Here is a 25,639-nt window from a genome sequence, read left to right as displayed (position 1 = left end):
TTGTGAATACTATGACAGCTAAAATCGTGGTGATTTTTTTCATAACTGCTATTTTAAATTTGCAAAGCAAAGTTCCGGATTATCCCTAAACCCAGGCTTGACATACATCACGAATATAAAGTGACCTATATCACACTAAGCGGATAAACGGCTTAACGTTTCGCGCGAAACACCCAAATAAGAGGCAATCAAACTTTTGGGAACGCGCTGCATCAGGGATGGGTATTGTTTGATCAGCTGTTCGTAACGCTCTTTGGAGTTGGAAGTAAGCCATGAAATGATTCGGCGTTGTGAACCCAGAAAACCAAAATTGGCTTTTTCGAGAAAGAAGCGCTGCATTTTTTGGAGGCCGTTGCAAAGTTTATTATAATCTTCGAGCGTACAGCACAAAACTTCCGTGTCTTCTAAACATTCTAAAGACAATGTGGCTTCGGTCTGCGTAAAAAAGGCGTAATAATCACTTTCCCACCAATCTTCCATTGCAAAAGAAACAATGTGGGGTTTTCCTCCCTTATCGGTATGAACGAGTTTTAAAAGCCCGGAAATTACAAAATAACTATACCTGACCGTATCGCCTTCCTGTATCATAAATTGGTGTTTCTTAAATTTTTTAGTGGTAAAATGGGTACTTATAAATGCAAATTCATCATCTGTAAGTGGTACTATTTTTTCTATATGTTGCCTTAATTTTTCGTGCATAGTAAGAGGTGTTACTGCGAATAAGTGTTGATTATTTAATGTGTTTACTGCAAAAATAAAGCATTTATCAATAAGTCGATTGCTTCTATTTTCGAGTTGTCAGAAAAAGAATTAAATATTTATGTCAGCTAACATGCTTAATTGAGCCCTTGTAAATCAATGGTTATAAAATAATTTAATAACTGTAAAAAATTATTAATTTGATTTATAAACACCTTCCCTATACCTTTGCTTCATCAAAATCAAACAACTGATTTGAAAATTAAATAACAACTTTAAAAATAGCAATCATGAAATTTACAAGAAGAGCAAACGCAAACTGGAAAGGTACAGGAATGGACGGAAAAGGAACTATCAGTACTCAAAGCACCACCTTAAACGAAGCACAATTATCTTTTAAAACCCGTTTTGACCAGGGTGTAGGAACGAATCCTGAAGAATTAATCGCAGCGGCACATTCCGGCTGTTTTACGATGCAACTGAGCTTTTTACTTTCTGAAGCCGGTTTTGTTCCGGAAGATTTGGATACGGTAGCCAAAGTTACTTTCGAAGACGGAACTATCACTTTAATTCAATTGGAACTGACCGGAAAAGTACCCGGGATTTCTGCAGAAGATTTTCAGCAGGCAGCACAGAAAGCAAAGGAAATTTGTCCTATTTCTAAATTATTGAATACTGAAATTACTTTGTCAATCACTTTACTTTAAATAAATTCCAATTCAAAAATTCCAAATTCCAATAACTTAAAATATGAGAGTCAACACAATTTTGTCATTTCGAGGAACGAGAAATCCTCACAAGTAGCTCCGTACAGAATGTCGCAAATCTTTGTAGAGTTTCTAACGAAGATTTCTCGTTCCTCGAAATGACAAAGATTGTGAAAAATTGGAATTTATCATTAAAAACATCTACACAAAAATCTAGAATTTAAAAATTTACTATTATGAAAACAAAATCTATAAAAGAACAATTGAAATCTTATTTCGTGTTCGCCGCTTTGATCTTAAGTTTACTATTTACAAGTGTAAGTGCGAGTGCGCAGGCTACAGCTGCTGCTCCAAAAATTAAAAATGTGGTATTGGTTCACGGCGCTTTTGCTGACGGTTCGGGATGGAAAGGACTTTACGAAGTTTTGAGTAAAAAAGGGTACAATGTGACTATCGTTCAAAATCCGTTAAGCTCTTTGGAAGATGATGTTGCTGCAACCAACTTAGCACTTGACAGACAAGACGGACCAACCATTCTGGTGGGGCATTCCTGGGGTGGAACTGTTATTACAGAAGCCGGAAATCATCCTAAAGTAACGGCTTTGGTTTATGTAGCGGCTCTACAGCCTGATAATGGCGAAAATTCTGTTCAATGGCTGCAGACTGCCCCTCCTGCTCCTGAAAATGGAGTATTAAATCCAGATGACAAAGGAATTGCTTATTATGATAAAGCTAAATTTCACGCCGGTTTTGCAGGAGATTTGAGTAAAGAACAAGCTGATTTTATGTTTGCTTCGCAAGGTGCTTTTCACGCTAAAGGATTTTTAACGCCTGTTACAAAAGCTGCGTGGAGAGACAAACCTTCGTACGGAATTGTAGCCACTGAAGATAAAAGTATTACACCGGATATTCAGCGTAACATGTACAAACGTTCTAATACAAAAATTACCGAAATAAAAGGAAGCCACGTGGTTTTTATATCTCAGCCGGTAAAAGTGGCTAATGTGATTATTGAAGCTTCTAAGAAATTATGAATTATGAGTTATGAGTTATGAATTATGAGTTATGAGTTATGAATTATGAGTTATGAGTTATGAGTTATGAATTATGAGTTATGAATTATGAGTTATGAATTATAAACTAAATACATAACTTTTCCTTGTCGTTCAAAGGGTTATAGCTATGATTCTATGTGTTTAAAAAAAAATCAAAAAGCCTGGCATTACTGTCAGGCATTTGTGTTACATATATTTACTCACTTCTTTTACAAAATAAGGCGAATCGTTCCAACGGATTTTTCGGTAGCTGAAGTTTTTTTTGAGAGACTCCGGAAGGCAATTCCATATTGCTTCGTTCATTTTTTCGAGTAATAGTTTTTTCGAGAACGAATCGGAAACTACCAGACTAATTTCCCGTACGGGAATGGGTTCTTTAAAGGGTTTAAAAAGTCCTGATTCGGTTTCGTTTACAACAGAAAGCTGCGGAATTATAGCAAATCCTAACTGGGCACGCACCAGATTTTTTAAGGTTTCGATAGAACTGATGTCGTAGGTAAACTGCTCTTTTATTTTGTCTGAGGTTTTTAGTCCGCAGATATCCAAAAGCTGTGCATTGTAGCAAAACTCGTGGTGCAGCAAGAGCAATTCTGTTTTGTCAGTAGGCTGTAATTCATAAAAATCTTCTTTCGCCATGGGATGCCCTTCATTGAGGTACGCCACAAACGGTTCCTTAAAAACAGGATGTTCGATTAAATTGGCATTTCCTGTAGGTGTTGCCATAATAGCGACATCAATTGTTCCCGTTTCCAAATCTTTCATTAGCTGTCCCGTATTGGATTCGCGAATAATGAAACGGACATTTGGCGTTGCTTCTTTCATCGCGTTGATAAACAACGGAATTAAATAAGGTGATAAAGTCGAGATAATACCCAGCTTCAACTCCCCTTCCAGCAGGTTTTTTTCGTTCACCACAAAATCCCTGATTTCATCGGCCTGACGCAGAATCTTTTTGGCTTTATTGATGATTTCCATTCCTAAAACTGTAGGGGTTAAAGGCACTTTATTACGGTCAAAAATTTTGATTCCAATTTCTTCCTCGAGATTTTTTAACTGAATCGTAAGTCCGGGCTGTGTTACCATACAGACTTCTGCTGCCCGTGCAAAGTGGCGCTCTTCGTCTAAAGCTACAATATATTTTAACTGTTGAATGGTCATTGCTTATACTTTTATTTTATAAAGATAGCTAAATATCAATTTAGATTATAAAGCTTATGAACTAGTTTGTAAAAGTAAAAATTGAAAATACATGATAATTTAGTAAGAAATGCAGCATTTTTTATAAAACAGAATCGTTCTATTGACCTAATTTTAAGATTATTAATAACTTAAAAACATAGATCATGGAAAATTCAAATACCTACACCAGCGAAGAATTAGCAAAATGTCCGTACCACGCACAGCTTGCTCAGGAGCAAAACAATGATGATCGTGAAGAGGCCAACACCGGCGACTGGGATGATCAGCGTGACGAAGCGGGTACAGATCCGGATCGTTATGAAGAAGAAGGTGGAAATGACAATTCAGGCGGAGCGGGAAGTTCCGGGAGTGCAGCTACCAACAGCTAATTAATCTAAAGAAACTCACTATTAATTTAAAAAACAGCTACTATGAGTACTCTATTTAAAGAAGGACAGGATGTTAAACAGGAATTCGGTGGTCCAGTCATGAAAGTAATCGGTTTTGAGCCTGAATTAATCGAAAATGTGATTACCCAATGGGAAGATGAAGAAGGAACTATAATTACAGGAAAGTTTATGGAATCTGTTCTTCAGCCTGCTGACTAATTGTAAGATAATAAATTCTTTGAGGCCCATTTAAGTGTATAAGTAAGTATCTACAGCGTTAAAGGAAATAATTTACCAGCGTAACTTTGTTACAATTTAGAACCGTATCGGCATTGAAATTGTTATCATCTGTATTAATTTTGCATTATCCGGACAGAAGTGATAAAACAGGCTTCTGGTTGTAGAATAGCAGATGAAAAAGACCGAATATGCCATAGTCGATATCGAAACCACAGGTGGTAATGCCAGTGGCAGCCGTATTACTGAAATAGCGATTGTTATACATGATGGCAGTAGTGTTATTGACCGTTTTGAAACACTGGTTAACCCGCAAAAGGAAATTCCTGTTCCTATTTTTGCCTTAACGGGCATTAATAACGAAATGGTTCGTGATGCGCCCATCTTTGATGATATATCTGAAAAGGTATTGGAAATGCTTAAAGATCGGATCTTTGTAGCCCATAATGTCAATTTTGATTATTCTTTCGTTCGGCATGAACTTGAAAAATCGGGCTTTAAGTGGACAGCAAGAAAACTATGTACTGTTCGTGCCGCCAGAAAAATTAAGCCTGGACTTACGTCCTACAGCCTGGGGAAACTGTGTCACGCATTAGAGATTCCTTTAGTGAATCAGCATCGTGCAGGAGGCGATGCAGATGCTACAGCAATCTTGTTTTCGAAATTGCTGGAATGGGATGAAAATGGCGAAATTGCAAAAATGATCAAAAACACGGCACAAGACCAGCGCTTACCTCCCAACCTGCCACCTGAAGATTTTGATCAGCTGCCGGAAAAACCAGGAGTCTATTATTTTTATAATCAGGTAAATAAGGTTATCTATGTTGGAAAAGCCATCAACTTAAAAAAACGTGTGGCTTCTCATTTCAGTGGTCATAAAATTACGCCCCAAAGACAACATTTTCTTCGTGATATATACCGTATTTCTTTTGAGGTTTGCGCTACTGAACTCATGGCATTGCTATTGGAGTGTGCAGAGATTAAAAAGCTTTGGCCAGCTTATAACAGGGCATTAAAACGCTTTGAACCCAAATACGGTCTTTATCAGTATGAAGCCCGAAATGGATATAAATATCTGGTTACAGGAAAGCTAAGCAAGTTTCAAACCTGTATTGAACATTTTAATACTATTCACGAAGGAATAAACATGCTCCTGAACCTTAAGCAGCAGTTTGAAATTGATAACCGATTTTGCAGATACGGTATTGCTACGGCAGGAGAACATTTCCCTAATACCAATTTTACAGCTTTACCCGATGTTCTCAGCCATAATGGGAAAATAGAAAAGGCAATAGCTTTTTTGGTAAGCAACAGATCCAGTTTTGCTATTATTGATAAAGGCCGGTCGCCAGACGAGCGCAGCTGCATCTGGGTCGAAAACGGACATTTTTATGGTATGGGGTATCTTTCGTCAGATATTGGATTTAGTGAACCTTCGGAGATTAAAGAGTATGTTACGCCCTACATGAGTAATCAGTATATTATGCATCTTATCAATGCCTACGCATTTAAATATCCGGGTAAGGTTTTAAATAAAAAAGTTTAATGTCCTAAGGATTAATTAAAACTTAAAGGTTGTAATTTATTCTAAACATGTGAATTAGATAACAATTCCTGATTTTTATATAAGTTTAAAGAAATTCACCACTGTATTTTTGAACTCATTTAATTAAACACAATCATGGAAAATTTAAATAAAAATAACAGCGTAGACTTTCAGCAGGATTCATTGCACAGCCAGATATGTTTAGTCGATAATATTGATTTTATTTATCGAAAAGCATATAAAGGAGATTGGGGGCATTGGGATGATTTGCCGGATACTTTACCTTTAAACCTAAATTGTGTTGAGAGTACCGTAAATGAAAATTCAATTTCAGAAAACGAAACTCCAATTGCTGATTTTTGATTAACTATTTTTGATTGCTGCTATAAAAAACCTCGCAAAATCGACAGTAAAACATTTAGCAACATCAAATCTGAAATCAAAATCGTTACTCCTCACACCAGCCTAAAAGGCGAACTGGCGAAGCAATCTAAAATCTCTTAACTTAATGACATTGAACAGCCGCCTGACTGTTCTGCTTCGGTGGCTTGAAAAAGCGGTCCCGGATATTATATGTCAAGACGCCACAAGATAAATTTCCACAAAACTACAGTATGCGGGTTATGATGCTATATGGAATTGGACAAAAGCAATGGAACGGAATGGCTATTCTGGCCCGCTATATTGAAATTGAAGAAATTTTTCAGACACGAAGTTAGAAAGCATTTAAGGATATCGTTTCATATCCAAATGAAAAAAAAATATACTTTCCGGGATTATTTTAGAAATGCATATCAGAGAAATCCAGTTCTTTGAATTGATCACTTTATGTTAGGTCCCGAAGTTTTGAGGAAACTGGTTTCAGGTTGTGTAGACCGCCAAGTCCGGGGTTTGAAAAAAAACAGTAATCCTGCACCAGTGTGAATCCAAATTGATAAAATGAAGTAATTATTCCATTTTCTCTCTAATAAAATAATGAACTCTCCGTGACTATCATAATTTTTTCATAATTTTTTTAACAAACGTCGTAAGTTTTATTTAATCTTTACTCTTTAATGATAACCGTTTATCAAAATAAATAAAAGTAATATAAAGACTACCAAAATAATTGGTTTGTAAAATGCGGAATAATTAAAATAAAAGTATACTTACAAATGATTTAGCCAATGATTTTAGCTAATCGTTCTATTAAAAACTTCTTAATCAAAGAATATTCCTATACAAAATTAGAATTAAACTTATTTGATTCATCTCCTGGCATTAATAAAGAGTACATTTGGTATAAATGCTTCAAATGATGAAAACTAAAGCGAATATAAGGGTCTTACTTACTGATGACGATGATGATGACAGGGAATTTTTTGGTGAAGCAATAGAAGATCTTCATCTTAATCATCCGGTCGAATTTTGTAAAAACGGTGTGGAACTTCTGGAACGTCTTTATGATAAAAACACTAATATCCCGGATATTATTTTTTTAGATCTTAATATGCCCCAGTTGTCGGGCTTTGAGACTTTACAGAAAATTAGGGAAGATGACATGTTTAAAAATATTCCTGTAATTGCTATTTATTCAACTTCGGCAACACTTGATGGAGTTAAGAGCACTTTTGGTTTAGGTGCCAATGTTTATATTGTAAAGCCTATTTCTTTTTTTGATTTAAAAAAAATAATCACAAAAGTGATTGAAACAGACTGGAAAGAAAAATCGACAGAGACTAGCATTGAATCTTTTGTGATTACAATTTAGTCTTGAAAGAGTGCTGTTATTTAATGGTATGCATCAATTTATGTTACTTAATATCTAAAAAATAAAACAATGCATACGGAGAATAACTATTTACCAAAACCTTCCAGACAGGATTTTCCGATCATTGGTATTGGTGCTTCTGCAGGCGGACTGGAAGCCTTTAAGCAGTTTATAGAGGCAATTCCTGATAATTCTGAAATGGCGTATGTTATTGTACAGCATTTGCATCCACAGCATGAAAGCATGCTGACAGAACTTCTTTCGCGGGTAGCCAAAATTCCCATAAATGAAATTACAGATGATATTCATTTGGCTCCCAATAACATTTACGTTATTCCCGAAAATAAAATGCTTACCTCTTTTGACGGTGTTTTAAAGTTAAGCCCACGTCAGAAAGACACAAAAAACCAGGCAATAGATATTTTTTTTAATTCATTGGCAGAAGTGCACCTTGATTTGGCATATGGGATATTGCTTTCAGGAAACGGTTCTGATGGAACGTTGGGGCTTAAAGCAATAAAAAAACATGGAGGGATTACTTTTGCACAGGATATTGACGCCGCAAATAACGAAATGCCACAAAACGCCATCAATGCCGGAGTAGTCGATTATGTATTATCACCTCGCCAAATCGTACAGAAATTAATTGAAGTTTCAAAAGTAAGAGATTCGGCCAGCAAAGAAAATAATCTAAATGATGAAGATTTATTTCATGAAATCATCAAAATTTTGCGCCATCATAGCGGAGTAGATTTTACATATTATAAACAAAGTACTATACGCAGACGCATTGCGAGGAGAATGGCTTTGGATAAAATTTTAAATTTAAAGGATTATCTAAAGGTGCTTCAGGGCAATAAACTGGCTCCTGAGGATTTGTTCAATGATTTACTTATACCTGTGACCGAATTTTTTAGGGATACTAAAATATTTCAGATCATGAAAGAGAAAGTATTTCCCTTATTGACTAACAGGGTAACGGAAGAAAATTCGATACGCATCTGGATTGCAGGCTGTTCTACTGGCGAAGAAGCCTATACAGTCGCTATTACTCTCCATGAATATTTAGGAGAAAACCTCGAAGGAAAAGAAATTCAGATTTTTGCATCGGATATTTCAGAAGTAGCTATTGCCAAAGCCAGAATTGGTTTTTACAGAAAATCTCAAATGCGAAATATATCAGAAACCATTCTAACCAAATATTTTACATCCAATACAAACGGTTATAAAATTAAAAGACAAATTAGGGATCTGTGCATTTTTGCGGTTCATAATTTTTTGACTGATCCTCCTTTTGCAAAAATGGATTTGATAACCTGTAGAAATGTATTTATCTACATGGATTCTTTTCTACAGAAAAAATCACTTGCCACTTTTCATTACGCCTTAAAAGAAAACGGATTTTTACTTTTAGGAAAATCAGAAACGGCTGTTCCTGCTGCAGAGCTTTTTCAGCCATTTGACAAAGTTGGAAAAATTTATACCAGAAAACAGGTTTCAGGCAGATTTGTACATTCCGGTATGGGAAGCAATAATAAATTAAAAAAAATAAAAACTGCTATAGTGAGAAAGGAGACCATCAAGGAAGATTTTAGAAAAAGTGCGGAAGCTGTATTACTTTCAAAATATACACCGGCCAGCGTTATTGTAAATGATCAGTTGGATATTGTTCATATTAATGGTTCTATAGCTGAATTTATTGAGCTTTCGACAGGAAAGCCTACTTTTAATTTATTAAAAATGGCGCGTGAAGGACTAGCCTTTGAGCTGAGAAATACTTATCATAAAGCTAAAGAAGCTAATGTTCGAGTAAAAAAGGAACATATTCAGGTAACGAATAAAGGCACAATTAGCGAAATTACAATCGAAATTCTGCCACTGGAAGATACCTCAGAACCTTATTTTTTAGTTTTGTTTTATAAAACCTTGATGGAAAAAGAGAATATTTCTTCGACTACATTCACTCCCGAAGAAATACGGGACAATATTAATTTGCGAAGGATCGTACAACTTGAAAAAGAACTGGCCAAAATACACGACGATGTAAATACCATAAGTGAAGAGCAGGAAGCCTCTAATGAAGAACTGCAGAGTGCCAATGAAGAATTGCTAAGTGGAAGCGAAGAACTGCAAAGCCTGAACGAGGAACTTGAAACCTCAAAAGAAGAATTACAATCCAGCAACGAAGAACTTTTACAAATTAATCAGGAGCTTTTAAACAAACAACAACAAATTAATATTTCAAAAAATTATACCGAGGCCATTGTAGCTACTCTTTGGGAACCTATCGTAGTACTTGATACCTATTTAAGAATAAAAAATATAAACAGGGCATTCTCAAAAAAATATAATATTACCAAAGAAGAAGCCGCTGGCAAGCTAATTTACGAAATACAGAATCATCTTTTTGATAATATTCCAATGAGATCCATGCTGGAAAAAATACTTCCCGAAAAGACACAGTTAGATGATTACCAGATATCGGTGAATCTTTTGCCCTATGGAGAAAGTATTATGCTGCTTAATGCCAGACAAGTTACCAATGAAACCAGTAAAGAACAATTAATTTTACTGGCTATTGAAGATATTACTGAAAGAAGAATTATTGAAAAGAGATTAAAAGTTCTTTCAGATGGTTTTGAGGCCAAAGTTCAGGAACGTACCTCTGAGTTATTAGCATCTAACACAGAACTCGAAAACACAGTTAAAAATCTTTATCATGCAAATATTCAATTACAGGAATATGCTTACGTTGCAAGTCATGATTTACAGGAGCCGCTGCGTAAAATCCTGATGTTTATAAGCAGATTGCTGGAAATGGACGAAAATTTTTCTAAAGAAGCACTTATTCTATTAGAAAAAATCAGTAAATCATCCACCAGAATGAATACATTGATTAAGGATTTACTCGCCTATTCATACCTTAATAATCCCGACGGTCAATTTGCAGCTACTGACCTAAATGTGATTGTTAAAAATATCCTTGTTGATTTTGAATTAATGATAGAAGAACGTAAAGTGCAGATAAAGCAGGGGAAATTACCGGTTATTAATGCTATTTCGCTGCAAATGAACCAGCTTTTTTACAACCTGATCAGTAATGCTCTTAAGTTTTGCAAAAATGATGGTTCTGTTTCTAAAATAGAAATCAGTTCACGTAAAATTTCTAAAACAAAAATCAAAGAATATCCTGAGCTCAATCAAAGTTTAGAATATTGCGAAATAATAATCAAGGATAATGGTATTGGTTTCAACAAACTATATGAAAATAAAATTTTCACTATCTTTCAAAGACTCCATAATAATGAAGTATACACGGGTACTGGCATAGGTCTCTCGATTGGTAAAAAAATTGTTGAAAATCATAAAGGACTTATTTTTTCAAAAGCAGAAGAAAATGTTGGAGCAGCCTTTCATATTATACTTCCTGTATGATTTACCACCATGATATTAGAATATAAAACTTTCAATGCTGGATTCAGAAACAAAAATCTTGCTGTTAATTCGTACTGCTTTCTTTAATTTGATTTTTTCTGAAACTCCTTAAGAATTTTAAATTGTTATATTTACCATCTGGTTAACAAAGTCGTTGTACGAATATGCAATTCCTGTTGCATCAAGTCAATAAATTTAAGTAGTCAAGATGGAAAATTATACCGTATCATTAGCATCATTAAACTTGGTTGACAATCCAATACCAAACACTCAAATAAGAAAAGCGGATTTATTACCGGGTTTAGAATCCAGATTAGATTCCATGGAAATGAAAGAAAAACCTATGGATGATTCTAATATTCCATTTAGAGATTTGACGAATACTAGCAGCAAAAAAGAGAGTATTCATGAACTCATTGCTAAACTTAATGTTGAAACCAGTATTAGGTACCAAAAAACAGTTGAAGATACCTATTGCAATGTATACTCCTATGATTATTGCTATTTCTCTAAAGTATATCTTCCAACAGTTTGGTGGACAGCTGAATCTCTGGAAAAGGTTTTACAGGGACAAGATGTTGAAGCTGTTTTTGAAGATACTGTCGATCGAATTTATTCCAGTGCCATACACGATTGGTTTTTAGAATGGGGAGCTAGTTTTGGCTGGGAAAGAATGCATACGGTTGATGAAATTCAGAATAAAGTGAATGAAAATGGCGGAATTGGAATAATTTGTGCCAAAAGAAAAATAAAAGGACTCTCCGGACATATTGTTCCTGTTGTTCCTGAAACAGATTTGCATAAAGCGTATCGTGAGAATGGTGTTGTGCTATATCCGCTGCAATCACAAGCAGGAAAATTGAATTATAATTACTTTTCGGAAGTTAGAAAAGACTGGTGGAATGACGAATTATATTCTTCCTATGTGTTGTATTACCATGAGTAAATAAAGTATTCATCTTATTGTTTAAATGTTTTAAAAAAATAATTGATATTCAATGTTTTAACTCTTTGGAAATAACATAATAATAATCTACTTTTGCAGTCTGGAAAATACAGGAATAGCAAAATGTAATAATCAGGCTATTCATCATCATAAATTATTGATATAAAAGCAATTAATTGCCAAATAGAATTTTATAACCCCATTATAAAGCTTTATTTTCATCAATCTTTCGATCGATACAAGTGCAAAATTTCTGAGATTAAAATACATTCCTAAAATTTAAAAGTAAAATAATTTTTTTTAATGGATGCAAAATGATGCTTTGTCCGTTAAAAGATTTTTCGCCTCTAATTTTGAACAGAGTCAGGTTTGTATGTCCTAATAAAAATAATGACTTTATAAAATTATAATTAACCTTAAAACAATAAAAAGTATAAATGAAAGACAATCAGACAAAAAAATATTATTGGGGAATAGGATTAGAAAACGAAACCTACATGCAATTTGAGGAGTCCCTAATAGTTTCTGGTGAATTTATACAAGAAAAAATTGGTTTTGAGAAATACAGTATCGATTACAGAAAATGCTACAAACCGGAGAGCCTCGCTCCTATTTTGAAAAAAGCCTTTGGATTGAATGAAAATTATAAGGTGAGCCGAATGCTAAATAGTCATTCTCTGGAAAAACTGGATATCAACTACCAGCACAAAACATTATCTGCTGTAAAACCTTCAGTTAACACGGGAGAAACGGCTGAATCAAACACACAGTCACTTGAAAATCCGGAATATCTTGGGAAATCCATTATGGAACTTTTTCTCGAAAATCAACCGTACAATATTCAAAGTATGATTACCCAAAGAAATAAAACGATGGGTTCTGTACATTTCGATGGAGATTCTATCGAATTTGTAACCAAATACTTTGAAAACAGAACTATTGATGATTCCTGTAAAGAATTAAAAGCGACCAAGAAGTTATTCCTTGATAAAATAAATGAATCGTCTGTATTGAATGGGAAATTAAATTTTCCGGATTATAACAATGGTCTTAATATGTTCATGACCAATCAGGAAAATCTGGTTTTGTTTAATAACGGAACGTACCATTTTCATATTACTTTACCCTCATTAACAGAAGACAGCAGAATTGTTGACTACAATGAATTTGAAAAAACACACGCCAATGCCATTTATTTATTGCAATGGTTTGAGCCTTTTTTTATAGCAACCCTTGGGAGTCCTGATATTATGGGCGTGATAAGTGATAAATATAGTCTGGATAAAAACTTTACTTTAGGATCTATGAGAAATGCCATGTCACGTTACATAGGCGTTGGAACTTATAACAAGGCAATGCCAAAAGGTAAAATTCTAACTTATAATGTAGATAAGTTTAGAGAACTGCTGAAATTTGAAAAAGAAGAAAACATTTGGTGGCGAGATCAAATTGAAGTCGATATGGAGTATGAAATGCTTTCGGAGGTGGGTCTTGATTTTAATCAGGAAAAAATGTACCAAAGCGGTTTTGAATTCAGAAGTTTTGATGAGTTTCCGGCAGAATACCTAAATGATGTTCTTTTTTCTATTATTCTAATTTGCGAGCATTCTTTAAATCTGCCCGACGTTCAATGGGGACATGACAGTGCTGCCTGGAACAATTTGGTTTATAAAACTTTAAAAATGGGCTACTTAGCTGAAATTAATGGAGCTGAAAAGAACGAGGTTTTAGATTTATTGCAATTATTGAATCCATCAGATCCGAATTATACGTCACTAAAATCTGAATTTGAAGCCATTGTCATGCTGGATGCATTTTTCTTTAAAATTCTGGCTGTTTTGCATGAGAAATACAAAGACAACAATATTTGTCTGGATTCTATGTACGGGCAAAAAACAAGTTCTCCTCCAAAATGGGATAACTTTAATAAGTATCAGACAGAAAGACATTTACAACAAATAGGTTCTTTCTCTGATAATTAAAATTTCCTGTTTAATCCTTTTATGTAATTGACGTAAAAAAACTATAAAATTGATTGAATATCGTATGCTTTCAGAAATCAATGGGTGTCTTAAGCGAAGTTGAAAGTTTACAAGTAAGAGGCTTTGACTTCGCTCAACCTGACAACTTTTGAATCCTACCGGGTTTATTATAGAATTCCCGGCTGATTATTATGACTATTCCTTTTTGAACTGCTCCTGATGATCAAATCAGATTCGATTATTTTAGTTATGATTTCATCACTTTCCTTATTTTTTAAAATATGGTCAAAGTAAACCATTGCGGCCTGATATCCTACCTTTTCACTATTTTGATCTACGGTAGATATGGAAGGTGTGATGATTTCTGTGAAAGGTTCATTAGCGTACCCAAAAACTCCAATATCCTGTGGGATTCTAAGTCCGGATTGCGTTATAGCCAGCATAATTCCCAAAGCCTGTAAATCTGATATTGCCAGAAATCCGTCCGGTGGTTCAGGCAAAGCAAGGAGTTTTAAAGCAGTCTGAAATGCATTCTCTTTACTTATATTATCGTCTACAATAAAATGATCCGGTACAAGCATTCCGGCTTCATTAATTGCCTGGATAAAACCTTCTTTTCGATCAACGAACAAATCCATGTGCAAAGGGCCTCCAATAAAAGCAAGGCGCTGATATCCTTCATCAATCATGCTTTTTGCAGCTTTATAAGTTGCATGCTTATTATCATTTATAACTTTGTGACCCAGAAAATTTTCATCGCAGCGGTCAAATTGAATCAGGTTGATTTTATGCTCTAAAACCTGTTCCAAAACTTTGGCAGACTGTGTTTCTTTTGAAAGGGAAATTAAAATACAATCAACATTCTGATGAATCAGTGTTTCGATTGCTGTTTTTTCAAGATCAGATTTTTCATGTGACTGACAAATAATCAAATTGTGTTTGTTTTCTGTACATGCTTTTTCAATACCTGAAATGGCATCTGAAAAAAAACTTTGATTAATTTGAGGAACGATTACACCAAGTGTTCTGGATGAGCCACGTCTTAGATTTGCAGCTTGTGTATTGTGTCTGAAATTAAGTTCGGCCGCTTTTTTTAAAACTTCTTTCCGTACCTCTTCCCTTACTCCCGGTTTATTATTCAGGGCTTTGGAAACATAGGATACAGAGAGTCCAAGTTCTTTTGCCAGGTCGTAAATGGTCATTCTCTTTGTGCTCATGCTGCAAATATATCTTAAATGTACCTAATAGTGAAAAATTATAGTAATATGATAATCAATTTCATAAAATTCTTTTTCTATTCTATTAAAACGCACTTTTTTTGTATGTTTTTTATTATTTATATTTTCATAAGTCTAGAATGATTCCATTTTTTAACTGTTAAATGAAATTTTAACATTCAATCATTTTAGACTTACAATCAAAGGATTTTTTATTTCCTGATGAAAAGTGGAGAGATATTCAAACCATTTTTTTGCATCTGTAATTTTTCCTGCCTTGTCCCAGGCAGCACCAGTATAATAAACAATGGGCTCATTATTTTTAACGGTTGTTTTCGCCAGTAACTGTATTTTATCTATCCACATATTTGTTACAGGCGTAGTTAGTATCGAGCCAACACCCGTCGTACCATCTTTTGCAGAAGTGGGTTCCCAATAGCCCATAATTCCTTGTTGTTCATTAAGTGAAATATTTCCGGCTTCTGGTCTTTTAATGATTCCTACCAGAACCGGTAAAGGTTTGTTTCCGTCAAAAGTATAAACGTTTTCGATTTTGCTGAGTTGAGAACCTGCATCCAGTGAGATTGTTTTTACAGCTGTGACTTTTATCCCTCCAGCATTCCATTCATCATAAATTAATTGGAAAGTAGAACGCAATGGCCCGTTGTCTAAAACTTTCCAGCGATGATAATTAGCCGAATAACGAATCGTATCTTTCACATAAGGTGCCATATTTCCTGCGCCTAATGAATATCCAACATGATAATAATCCATTCCGTCTCCATGATCGGTATGATAATCCGCTAATTTATAGCGTTCATTAATAATCATTCTATTGGTGCGTTTTACCCAGACATCAAAACCATACGCATCTTCTTTTGATCCCTCGATGGCTTTTCCATAAGTACGAAAAGCAATCTGATCGTTTTCCCATGCAAAATCATCTTTTCGTTCGGGAACATATCTCGCGTATGTTTTTACGGTAAATTTTTCAGGTTTTCCCTCCTGAATTGAAAGAGTCAGTTTTGATTTTGCTTTTACGTCAACCTGAATCAGTAAATTTTGAATAACAGAAGAATTTCGATGTTCTAACTGAAAAGCAGCCTGTTTCTTGGTTTTGGTATTCATTACAACAAAATTTGAAGTGTCAATTTTAGGATAACGATCTAAAATGGCTTTCCAGTCTATTGAAACAACAGTTTCTTTTCGATCTAAATCCGAATTGTTTTCAATAGTTATAGTTGCTTTAGTCTGAGCTGAAAAAATTTCAGGCATGATAAAAACCAGGCAAAGGAAAAGTTTGAAAAATTTCATGAATATTCTTTTAAATTATTTGATTTCCAATATTATAAATTTCAGCAATTAATCATTTTTATTCTGTATAAAATCAGGAAAACCGCTTTTTGTCCATTCTACAGCTCTTGCACGTGTTGCACGATTTTTATCGGATAATTCGTGTCCCTGAATTTCTTTGTAATCTCTGGCATGATAAATCATGATGGTAGATTTTCCGTCTTCGCTGACAGTAAATGAATTGTGACCGGGACCGTATCTTTTTAGTTCTTCATTCGTATAAAAAACCGGGCCGGGAGATTTTTGCCAATTAGAAGCATCCAGTAAATTTACATTTTCATCAATCCATAGCAAGCCCACGCAATAATTATGATTTGTGGCACTGGCTGAATACGTTACAAATATTTTTCCGTTCTTTTTAATTACAGCGGGGCCTTCATTAACATTGTATTTTTCTCTTTCCCAGCTAAATTCAGGTTCTGTCAAAATAATTTCCGGACCGGTAAGCGTTGTTGGATTTTTCATTTCAGACATAACCAAAGCAGTACCGTGATTTCCTCCTCTTACATTTTGAGCCCAGATCAGATATCTTTTTCCTTTATGCTCAAAAGTTGTCGCATCAAGCGAAAATGACTCTTTTTGCATTTTTAGCTGTCCTTCTTCTGTCCATTTGCCTTCCATTGGATTTGCAGAAGGATTAGACAATACCCAGATTCTTATGTTCCAAATATTTTCAGATTCGCCTGCAGCAAAGTAGATGTACCATTTTCCATCAATCCGGTGTAATTCAGGAGCCCAGATATGGCTGCCCATAACGCCTTTTTCATGTTTGTGCCAAACTTCTTTGTCTTTTGCTTCTTTTAAACCGTTTATACTATTTGCTTTTCGGATTACAATTCGATCGTATTCCGGCACGGTTGCAATTAAATAATATTCACCGGCATCCGTTTTATATACCCACGGATCTGCGCGCTGTTCTGCAATTGGATTATTAAATGTAATGGATTGTGAACTGCCCTGAAATGGATTGATTACAGCCATTATTACCAAAGCGAAAATTCTAATTAATTTCATGCTTATTTGATTTGTTTTTGAGTTATATAATGTGTTCGTTTAAAATCTGATATTGTTTTAGTTAAAGTTGATTACTTTCTTAATCCCTTTATCAAATTCTACAGTTACAGATCCATCTGTTTGCTGTAAAATTTTTGCTGGAACGAGCTCTTCTTTCTTCCACTTTTCGCCTGATTTCTTCCAAAGCATCAGCATTGCAGAAATGCCTTTTTTGTTTGATTTGGAATCGCTGGAAACATTTGTTACCGAACTTTCATTGCTTTCCGGATGCAATCCTTTTGCTTTTACGACTTCAGTTTTATCCCAACCCAAAAGCGGAATCATAGCCAGCTGGTATTTTCCGTTGTCGATAATCGTAACTTCATGTCCTGCTATATTTTTTTTAGTCGAAATTATTTCTTTATCTAATTTAGGCAAAGCATAATGTCCCAAACGCATTGATACAGGTTTGTTACTGTCATTTCTGTCTACTCTTAAAATTCCGTTAGGTAAAGGAATCTCTGCCAAACTGAATTTTATATTTTCATCGGTTTCTAAAACTACATTTCGGTAATAAATATCATTTTCAAACTTTTTGAAAGTAAATAATCTAAAGGCTTCCCATTTATCATCTTTATTTTTAATGACATAATTCATTGCCACTTCACCATTTGGGCCATCTGCCTGCCACGGGAAAGCGCTGTTGTAAGAAAGTCTGTTGTAGTTTTCTGTTGATCTGAATTTCTGCCAGTCGTCTTTTACCTTTTCATGACACCAGGCTCTTACTTCTGACGCGCCAATATTAGGATAATCGGTTATCAGGATTTGCGAATCTCCCTGATATTTATTGTAAACCTGGTCTTTTTTGAATATCGTATCCCAATCGCCATTGTTTTCTTTGGCTGTCCAAAATGGATTGTTATCGGGAACCAGCAAACCCAGAAAGATTTTCCCCATCCAGTACACACTACCGCGGCAGCTGTAATTTTGAACGGCTGGTTCGAATGCACCATAAAAACCAAGCGTAGGCACATTGTCTTTCATAAAATCCGGATGTGTCAAAAATTGTTTGATTACGCCAGATGAAATTCTGCGCATCCATCCGTAATTGGTATCTGGATCATTTTGGAATCCCATTAACGGAAAAGGAACTACGGCTCCGGTTCTGTAACTGATGCTCCTTCCCCACATAATCATTTCACCGTCTCTGCTAAACAGATAAGGGTAATTGTCTTTTAAATCACTAAAATTCGACATGAACTTCGCCGCAATTTCAGGATAGTATTTCTTTCCAAAAAACTCTGACCAGATATTTCCATACATCTGAAATGCCCACATGCTGTAATAATCAAATGCCGGACTGTCATTGTACCAGCCATTGCCCCGATAATGTTTTAGTGATTTTTCTAAATATTCAACCAATAATTTTTCATTAACAGTATAGCCTTGTTCCTTAAAAAAACTCAGTACAAAAATGTTGAAAAACTTCCAGTTAGAATCTACCGTTGGTCCGTCGCCGTAACTCAGCATTATTTTAGCCAGATCGTCTTTTTGATTTTGCGGAAGCGGTTTCCATAACACTTCAGGATTGGTCAGAAGCGAAAGTGCCAAAGCGCCAAATTCAACCAGCTTTTGACTTGGTCCGCCATTTTTAGCACGGGGTTCAATGTAAGTCGGACTGTTTGGATCAGCTAATTTGGCTATCTGATAGCGATAATAATCGGCTACTTTTATATTATTGATGACTAAATTGGGGTTTTCCTTCAATAAAGGCGAAACAATAAATAAGGTTCTGCAAAGGCCTTCGAGTTTTTCTGTCGGAACCTGACCTTCGTTTACCGGATAACTTTTTCCTTCCTGTTTGGGAAACTTCATCGGATCATCCAGAGTATGAATGTAACTAAATGCGCCTTCCAGCAAATAGAATGCGGCGTCTTTCCAGTGTTGTTTGGTCATTCCTGTGTAAGGACTAATTTTATAATCAGGATTTTTTATCTGAAATACAGTATCCGTATTTTCTTTATGCTGTGCAAATAAAGAAACACTACAAACAGTCGCTAAAAACAATATTTTAAATTTATTCATCTTTTAAGGATTTTGAAATCTTGCCCGTTTAATTTATAATAACTGTTTCGAACGAATATTCTCCGGATTCTATCTCAAAGACAGCTTTATTATTTTTTACATTCAAAAATTTAATTCCGCTCTTTTTACCATTTATTGTTACGTCGCTTTCATTTAATGCGGGCAAATAAAGTGTCGCTGTTGTATTTGCAGGTACAACAAAACGGAACTCATATTTGCCGTTTTTTGTTTCCCAACTACTTTCAATACGTCCGTACATCGAATCGTAATAGCCATTTGAAAAGGTCATTTGTCCGGTAGTATCGGGTTCCGGCTGTAAAATAAAATGTTTAAATCCCGGTGCATTATCGTCTCGTAAAATTCCTAACGAATAATTATACATCCACGCTCCTACGGCTCCGAAGGCGTAATGATTAAAAGAATTCATTCGGTTATTCCCTCCAAATCCGTCTTGATGCGTATACGAATTTAATCGTTCCCAAATCGTAGTTGCTCCTTGGGTGACAGGATACAACCACGAAGGATAAGATTTGTTTTGTAATAATTGATAGGCAACATTTGAATATCCATTATCCGAAAGTGCTTTATTGACCCATGCAGTGCCAATAAATCCGGTCATTAAGGAATAAGGCGGACAAACAACACCCTGATCTGTTTTGTTTTCTCTTTGTATGGAAGCTACAAACTGCTTGATAGCCAAATCTGAATTCTCTTTATCCAAAACATTAAAGGCAAAAGGCAGCACATAAGAAGTTTGAGTATCTATAACTTTACCCCTAAATGAAGTTTTTCCCGTTGCTTTATCAATATAAGTTTTATTGAAAAAATCTTTTCGTTGCTTGTAATATTCTAAAAAATGTTGCTGATCTTTCTTTTTGTCTAATAAGCCGGCAACTTTAGCCATAATTTCCAAATCATAAATAAAATAAGCTTCCCAGAATAGTGTTTTTTCGTTTTTAGAATCCTCTAAACTTAGCCAGTCTCCTAAAGAACCCCACGTATTTCTTTCGTTTTCTTTTAAAACACCCGATTTAGGATCAATATCATCAATTAGATAATTGGCGTATTTTTTCATAGCCTCATAATGCTCTTCCAGCAAACCGAGGTCACCGTATTGCAGATAATTTTCCCAGACAACAGTAATTCCGGCACTCCCCCACAACGTTTCACCAAATCCGACACCTATTGGAGCTACATCCGGAAAGCGTCCATTTTCGCTCTGAATATCTCTCATGGCTAACATATGTCTTTTTAGAAATTGTTTCACATCTGCTAAGTGAACTGCGGTTCTGGAAAAAACCGAAATATCTCCACTCCACCCCAAACGTTCGTTACGCTGAGGACAATCAGTAGGTATCGATAGAAAATTCCCCCTCATTGACCAGGTAATATTTTCCCACAATTTATTTACCAAAGGATTTGAGGTTTGATAATGCGAAGACAATTCATGTATCGAACTTAATACTGTTCCTTTAACATCGGTTAACGGTAAGGGTTTATCTATACCTGTTATTTCTATGTAACGATATCCGTGAAATGTAAATCGAGGCGTTATAGATTCGTTACCTCCTTTGGCTGTATAAATATCCTGTGACATAGCCGCCCTTACATTTTCAAGCATCAGTAAATCTTCGTTACCTTGATATTCTGGTAAATCCGGATATAAAACTTCGGCATAACGTAAAGTGATTTTCTTTCCTTTTTCTGTATTGTTCAGGAGAACTTTGGGAACACCTACCATATTTTGTCCCATATCGTAAACAAATACACCCGGACGAACTTCCTTAGCTGATTGAGCTGTTAATTCATTTATTGGTTTAACCGTAGTTCCAAATTGCCCCACCAATTGAGCATCAGCAAAATTATTAAAGTTGGGTAAATTGGCCGTTCCTTCTGAACTTACAAAACCATCAGTTCCTATGGCTGACGCCTGATGCCAACGAGAAGCGTCATATTTTGCTGTACTCCAGCCTTCAATTGCTTTTTCTTTTTGTGCATCATAAACTTCGCCCTGAAAAAAGCTGCTGTATTTTACGGGTCCGTCATTAAAATACGTCCATGTTTCAGGATTACTGGTTATAATTTTTTCGCTTCCATCGGCATAAGTAACTACCAATTTTGCCAGCATCGATTGACGATCACCAAAGAAATTCCAGTTTTCACCAACAAACGTACTACCTCCACTCCACCAGCCTTCTCCAAGAATGGCTCCCAATACATTATTTCCTTCCTGAATATTGGACGTTACATCATAGGTTTGGTATAAATGGGTTTTGTTGTATTGTGTTAGTCCCGGATTAAAATAATCGTCTCCTATTTTTTTTCCATTTAAATACATATCATAAATTCCACGTGCTGTGACATACAATCGGGCTTTACTTATTTTAGGAGAATCGATTCCAAATACGGTACGCAACATCGGCATGGAATTCTGACTTGGATTTGCCAAAATAAAAGCTCCTTTATTTCCTCCTGTTACAGCATAGCTATTATTTTCAACAGTTACTTCTTTAAATGATGAAAATATATCTCGAGTATTGCCTTCATCAGAAAAAATCACATTTGAAGGACTTCTATAGTTTTTAATTTCAATTTTCGAAAACTGTGCTTTTTCTCCTTTAGGTACTGAAAAACCAATATCGCCTACAACAGGAAAAGCTATAAAATCGCCTCCGGCTCCTAATGGATTGAGATTAATATCTGCGACAAGATTTTCTTTTGAATTTCCATCGATATAAATTTTAGTAACTCCTAAACAGCTTTTTATATTTAGATTGTGAGGATTGTATTTGTTTTCCTTATTAATTAGCGTATTCGGAATAGCAAAACTTTTAAAAGGGATTTCTTTTTTATCATTTGGATGATAGCCAACCCGATAAATATTTAGCATAGCCTGTGCATCTGAATTTAAAGGTTTCGTACTCAGTTCGATCTGAATGTAACTTTCACCTTTCTTATTTTCCAGTTTAAACAGGTTTTTATTTTTATCCATTAAACGCTGATCATTCGCACCATAAACTAACGATGCTTTTGTTGATTTTGATTTTTCATCCAGCTGAATCGTACTGTTGATACTAAAAACAGGAAGATATTGGGAGTACAAAACCATATCATCGGGACTACCGCCAATCCATTTTGCTCCTGACCAGGCTGTTGTTTTATTATCTGAATCGGTATTTGTAACCATTTTAGGGTTTAACAAACCGGTTTCAAACCATGAACTTGCGGAGTGTTTTTTTTCTTTTTGATCCCAAACAATTACCGTCCAGCTATATAAAGTTGTAGGCTTCAATTTTTCGCCATTGTATTTTATATTAATGGATGCTCCACTTTTAATTTTACCGGTATTCCAAACCTCAATATCCTCATTATTTTTTACAATAATTTGATAGGCAGTTTGATAATAGCTTCTGTTTTTATCAACGGTTTTCATTTGCCAGCTAAATACTGGCTGAGATAGATCAAGACCAATAGGAGTTACAGCATTTTCTACCTTAAGATTGTTAATTTGAAGTAATGCTTTATTTTCTTTTTGCTGAGAGCATAAAGGCAAACTGAAAATAGTGACAAAAAGCAATAGTGTTTTTATTTGATTCATCTTTTACCTGCTGCTTGTATTTTAATTACACTTTTCTTTAATCCCGGAGCAGTAACTTCAAGATTAATTGTACCTGATTCTCCATTGTTTTTGATAATTACCAAAGCACGACCATTCCATGCTTTACGCGTGTTACCGAAATACAAATCAGTATCTTTCAAATTAGCATTATCAACTCCCGCAATAGCTCCGGCACCTGTAACAGTAAATGTAAGCTGGTTTTCTGCGTTTGGATTTAAAATACCTTTTTCATCTGTGATTTCGACACTTACATAGACTAAATCCTGACCATCTGCTTTTATGTTTTTTCGGTCAGCTATCAGTTTAATTGTAGTTGGCTGAGTGGCTGTTTTCAATGAAACAGACTCAACTTCTTTATCGTTTTCTAAGCCCACAGCCTTAAGTTCACCAGACTGATACGGAATTACAAATGTTGCTTTAAACTCTTGTAATTTGGTCGTTTCTTTTTCGCCTATGCTTTTTCCATTCAGGTACAATCTTACTTTTGGATATTTCGAATATACCTCTACTTCCAGATTTTTGCCTTGCTGATTAGGCCAGGTCCAGCTTTCCCATGTTGGCCAGACTGCCCATGATGTCAATTTTATCAGGCCGCTTTCAGGATTTGGCTCACGGACTGCCATGTATATTTTTTCATTATCGTTGTAAAGCATGCTTCTGTAGTGCGAAATTGGTTTTCTCCAGCCCATTAAATCAATATCTCCGCAATAAGCGCCATGCCACGGATGTAAATTTCCCGTCCAGTGTTCACCTTCCGGTTCTCCCGGATATACATAACGGCCAATCCCTGATTCACCTATATAATCCATTGCTGTCCATACAAAATCACCCAGGATATAATTATGTTTCTGAACTAAATCCCAATTTGCAAAAGCATCTTTAGGATACGATTCGGTTTGCACGATAATACGCGATGGCACTCTTTTATGGTCATCTTCTGCATGATGCAACTGATAATTGTATCCTGCCACATCATGAGCGGCCATCAAAGGATCAAAAATATCCCAACCCTGATTCCACGTTGTCATCGCTGATGTTACCGGACGTGATGAATCTAGATTTTTGACAGCATTTGCCAGCATTTTTGCAGTTTCAACCGCTTCCGGTTTGGTTCTTTCAATAATTTCATTGCCTGTGCTCCACATGATTATTGAAGGATGATTGCGGTCTCTCAATACCATTGATTCCACATCATGTTTCCACCATTTATCAAAAAGACCGGCATAATCATAAGTATTTTTCTTCTCTTTCCAACCATCAAAAATTTCGTCGATTACCAACATTCCTAATCGGTCGCAGGCATCTAAGAAAGCTTCTGAAGGCGGATTGTGCGAAGTTCTGACGGCATTAAATCCGGCGGCTTTGAGTAGTTCTACTTTTCTTTCTTCCGCACGGTCATAGGCAGCTGCTCCGAGTGCGCCATTGTCATGATGTACGCAGCCTCCGTTTAGTTTTATTTTTTTCCCGTTTAATGAAAATCCGTTTTCAGCACTAAAAGCAATAGTTCTCATTCCGAAATTGGTGGTAACAACATCAAGAGTTTTTGATTCTTTTTTGATTACTGTTTTAATCTGATATAGATTTGGTGTGTCAACAGACCATAATTTTGGATTTTCTACTGTTACGATCTGAGTCACTTCTTTTTCCTCGTTTGGCTGTAGTTCTATTTTGTTTTCAGTATTTGCAATAGCTTTTCCTTTTCCATCTGCCACACTATTCGAAAGCAGCACGCTTAGTGAACTGGCAGTTTCATTCTTTAAAATCGTTTTAACTTGAGCTGTAGCCTTGTTATTTTTGACTTCTAAGGTAGAAATCGCAACACCCCATTTTTTCACATGAACCGGGTTTCTGACCATCAGCCACACATTGCGATAAATACCGGAACCGCTGTACCATCTGCAATTTTTCTGTTGGGAATTATCAACTTTAACGGCAATTGTATTTTTTTCTCCAAACTTTAAATAAGGAGAAAGGTCATATTCAAAAGAAGTGTAACCGTAGGGTTGAAAACCAACTGATTTTCCATTGATAAATACCTCTGCATTCACATAAACTCCTTCAAAATAAATAGCAATCTTTTGTTCTTTCCATTCAGCAGGAACTGAAAATGTTTTTCTGTACCATGCTTTTCCCATTGGATAGAAACCGCCGTCTCCTTCGCTTGGATTGTTTTTTTCTGATTTTCCTTCAATGCTCCAGTCGTGCGGCAGGCTTAGTTTTCTCCAGTTACTGTCATTAAAATTAGGCAAACTATTTTCAGATGCATCTCCCAGCGCAAATTTCCAATCTGAATTAAATAATTGTTTGCGCTGTATAGTATTATTTTGCGCTGTAATTTCTGTTATACAGCTTATTAGAAGTAAATAAACTAAAATTATTGCCTTTCTTACTCTTTTAGTTTTAGTCATTATGTTTGGTTTTGGTTAGATACGCTAGCTCAAACCATA

At 35.4% G+C, this 25,639-nt stretch carries 18 protein-coding genes; 10 read left to right on the top strand and 8 right to left on the bottom strand.

Features of this window, described 5'->3' with window-relative positions:
• Positions 1 to 135: 135 nt before the first annotated feature.
• Positions 136 to 699: a Crp/Fnr family transcriptional regulator gene (locus JE46_RS02385; protein ID WP_031453660.1), complete on the bottom strand. Its 564-nt coding sequence runs from the start codon at positions 697 to 699 to the stop codon at positions 136 to 138.
• Positions 700 to 989: 290 nt separating this feature from the next.
• Here JE46_RS02385 and JE46_RS02380 point away from each other — a divergent pair, with 290 nt between their 5' ends.
• Both JE46_RS02380 and JE46_RS02375 read left to right on the top strand, forming a co-directional pair.
• Positions 990 to 1,406, top strand: coding sequence for an OsmC family protein (locus tag JE46_RS02380; protein ID WP_031453659.1), 417 nt, complete (start codon positions 990 to 992; stop codon positions 1,404 to 1,406).
• Between the two features lie 236 nt (positions 1,407 to 1,642).
• The gene (locus JE46_RS02375; RefSeq protein WP_031453658.1) at positions 1,643 to 2,440 is read left to right on the top strand and encodes an alpha/beta hydrolase; all 798 of its coding nucleotides are present in this window, start codon (positions 1,643 to 1,645) and stop codon (positions 2,438 to 2,440) included.
• Positions 2,441 to 2,647: 207 nt separating this feature from the next.
• Here JE46_RS02375 and JE46_RS02370 read toward each other — a convergent pair whose 3' ends face one another.
• Positions 2,648 to 3,619 carry a hydrogen peroxide-inducible genes activator gene (locus tag JE46_RS02370; protein ID WP_031453657.1) on the bottom strand — a complete coding sequence of 324 codons (972 nt, stop codon included), beginning with the start codon at positions 3,617 to 3,619 and terminating at the stop codon, positions 2,648 to 2,650.
• A 185-nt stretch (positions 3,620 to 3,804) separates the two neighbouring features.
• Here JE46_RS02370 and JE46_RS02365 point away from each other — a divergent pair, with 185 nt between their 5' ends.
• The 8 genes from JE46_RS02365 (at position 3,805) to JE46_RS02335 (ending at position 13,925) form a co-directional block, all read left to right on the top strand.
• Positions 3,805 to 4,029, top strand: a complete 225-nt coding sequence (locus JE46_RS02365) for a hypothetical protein (RefSeq protein WP_031453656.1) — start codon at positions 3,805 to 3,807, stop codon at positions 4,027 to 4,029.
• 42 nt (positions 4,030 to 4,071) lie between these two features.
• Positions 4,072 to 4,248, top strand: a complete 177-nt coding sequence (locus tag JE46_RS24220) for a hypothetical protein (RefSeq protein WP_167343411.1) — start codon at positions 4,072 to 4,074, stop codon at positions 4,246 to 4,248.
• Between the two features lie 193 nt (positions 4,249 to 4,441).
• A complete protein-coding gene (locus tag JE46_RS02360; RefSeq protein WP_031453655.1) occupies positions 4,442 to 5,812 on the top strand; it encodes an exonuclease domain-containing protein in 1,371 nt (456 codons plus the stop codon).
• Between the two features lie 135 nt (positions 5,813 to 5,947).
• Entirely contained in the window at positions 5,948 to 6,175 is a 228-nt protein-coding gene (locus tag JE46_RS02355; protein WP_031453654.1) for a hypothetical protein, read from the top strand.
• A gap of 931 nt (positions 6,176 to 7,106) precedes the next feature.
• Entirely contained in the window at positions 7,107 to 7,562 is a 456-nt protein-coding gene (locus tag JE46_RS02350) for a response regulator (RefSeq protein ID WP_031453653.1), read from the top strand.
• A 69-nt stretch (positions 7,563 to 7,631) separates the two neighbouring features.
• Positions 7,632 to 10,997 carry a CheR family methyltransferase gene (locus JE46_RS02345; protein ID WP_051872800.1) on the top strand — a complete coding sequence of 1,122 codons (3,366 nt, stop codon included), beginning with the start codon at positions 7,632 to 7,634 and terminating at the stop codon, positions 10,995 to 10,997.
• 208 nt (positions 10,998 to 11,205) lie between these two features.
• Positions 11,206 to 11,943 (top strand): hypothetical protein, encoded by a 738-nt coding sequence (locus JE46_RS02340; RefSeq protein ID WP_031453651.1) that lies wholly within the window; start codon positions 11,206 to 11,208, stop codon positions 11,941 to 11,943.
• Positions 11,944 to 12,380: 437 nt separating this feature from the next.
• Positions 12,381 to 13,925 (top strand): hypothetical protein, encoded by a 1,545-nt coding sequence (locus JE46_RS02335; protein WP_031453650.1) that lies wholly within the window; start codon positions 12,381 to 12,383, stop codon positions 13,923 to 13,925.
• A 167-nt stretch (positions 13,926 to 14,092) separates the two neighbouring features.
• Here JE46_RS02335 and JE46_RS02330 read toward each other — a convergent pair whose 3' ends face one another.
• From JE46_RS02330 to JE46_RS02305, 6 genes are all read right to left on the bottom strand, one after another.
• On the bottom strand, positions 14,093 to 15,142 hold the full coding sequence (locus tag JE46_RS02330) for a LacI family DNA-binding transcriptional regulator (RefSeq protein ID WP_031453649.1): 1,050 nt from the start codon (positions 15,140 to 15,142) through the stop codon (positions 14,093 to 14,095).
• A gap of 183 nt (positions 15,143 to 15,325) precedes the next feature.
• On the bottom strand, positions 15,326 to 16,456 hold the full coding sequence (locus JE46_RS02325) for a DUF4861 family protein (RefSeq protein ID WP_083480835.1): 1,131 nt from the start codon (positions 16,454 to 16,456) through the stop codon (positions 15,326 to 15,328).
• A 48-nt stretch (positions 16,457 to 16,504) separates the two neighbouring features.
• Positions 16,505 to 17,509, bottom strand: coding sequence for a glycoside hydrolase family 43 protein (locus JE46_RS02320; RefSeq protein ID WP_031453647.1), 1,005 nt, complete (start codon positions 17,507 to 17,509; stop codon positions 16,505 to 16,507).
• Between the two features lie 57 nt (positions 17,510 to 17,566).
• Positions 17,567 to 19,573, bottom strand: a complete 2,007-nt coding sequence (locus JE46_RS02315; RefSeq protein ID WP_031453646.1) for a DUF2264 domain-containing protein — start codon at positions 19,571 to 19,573, stop codon at positions 17,567 to 17,569.
• 28 nt (positions 19,574 to 19,601) lie between these two features.
• Positions 19,602 to 23,171: an alpha-L-rhamnosidase gene (locus JE46_RS02310; RefSeq protein WP_031453645.1), complete on the bottom strand. Its 3,570-nt coding sequence runs from the start codon at positions 23,169 to 23,171 to the stop codon at positions 19,602 to 19,604.
• On the bottom strand, positions 23,168 to 25,600 hold the full coding sequence (locus JE46_RS02305; RefSeq protein WP_031453644.1) for a sugar-binding domain-containing protein: 2,433 nt from the start codon (positions 25,598 to 25,600) through the stop codon (positions 23,168 to 23,170). The genes JE46_RS02310 and JE46_RS02305 overlap by 4 nt, the downstream gene beginning before the upstream one ends.
• Between the last annotated feature and the right edge of the window lie 39 nt (positions 25,601 to 25,639).

The sequence above is a fragment of the Flavobacterium chungangense LMG 26729 genome (assembly GCF_000735715.2).
Classification (GTDB): Bacteria; Bacteroidota; Bacteroidia; order Flavobacteriales; family Flavobacteriaceae; genus Flavobacterium; species Flavobacterium chungangense.
The sequence above is the reverse complement of the archived record's forward strand: the minus strand, read 5'-3'. Positions and strand labels throughout refer to the sequence as shown.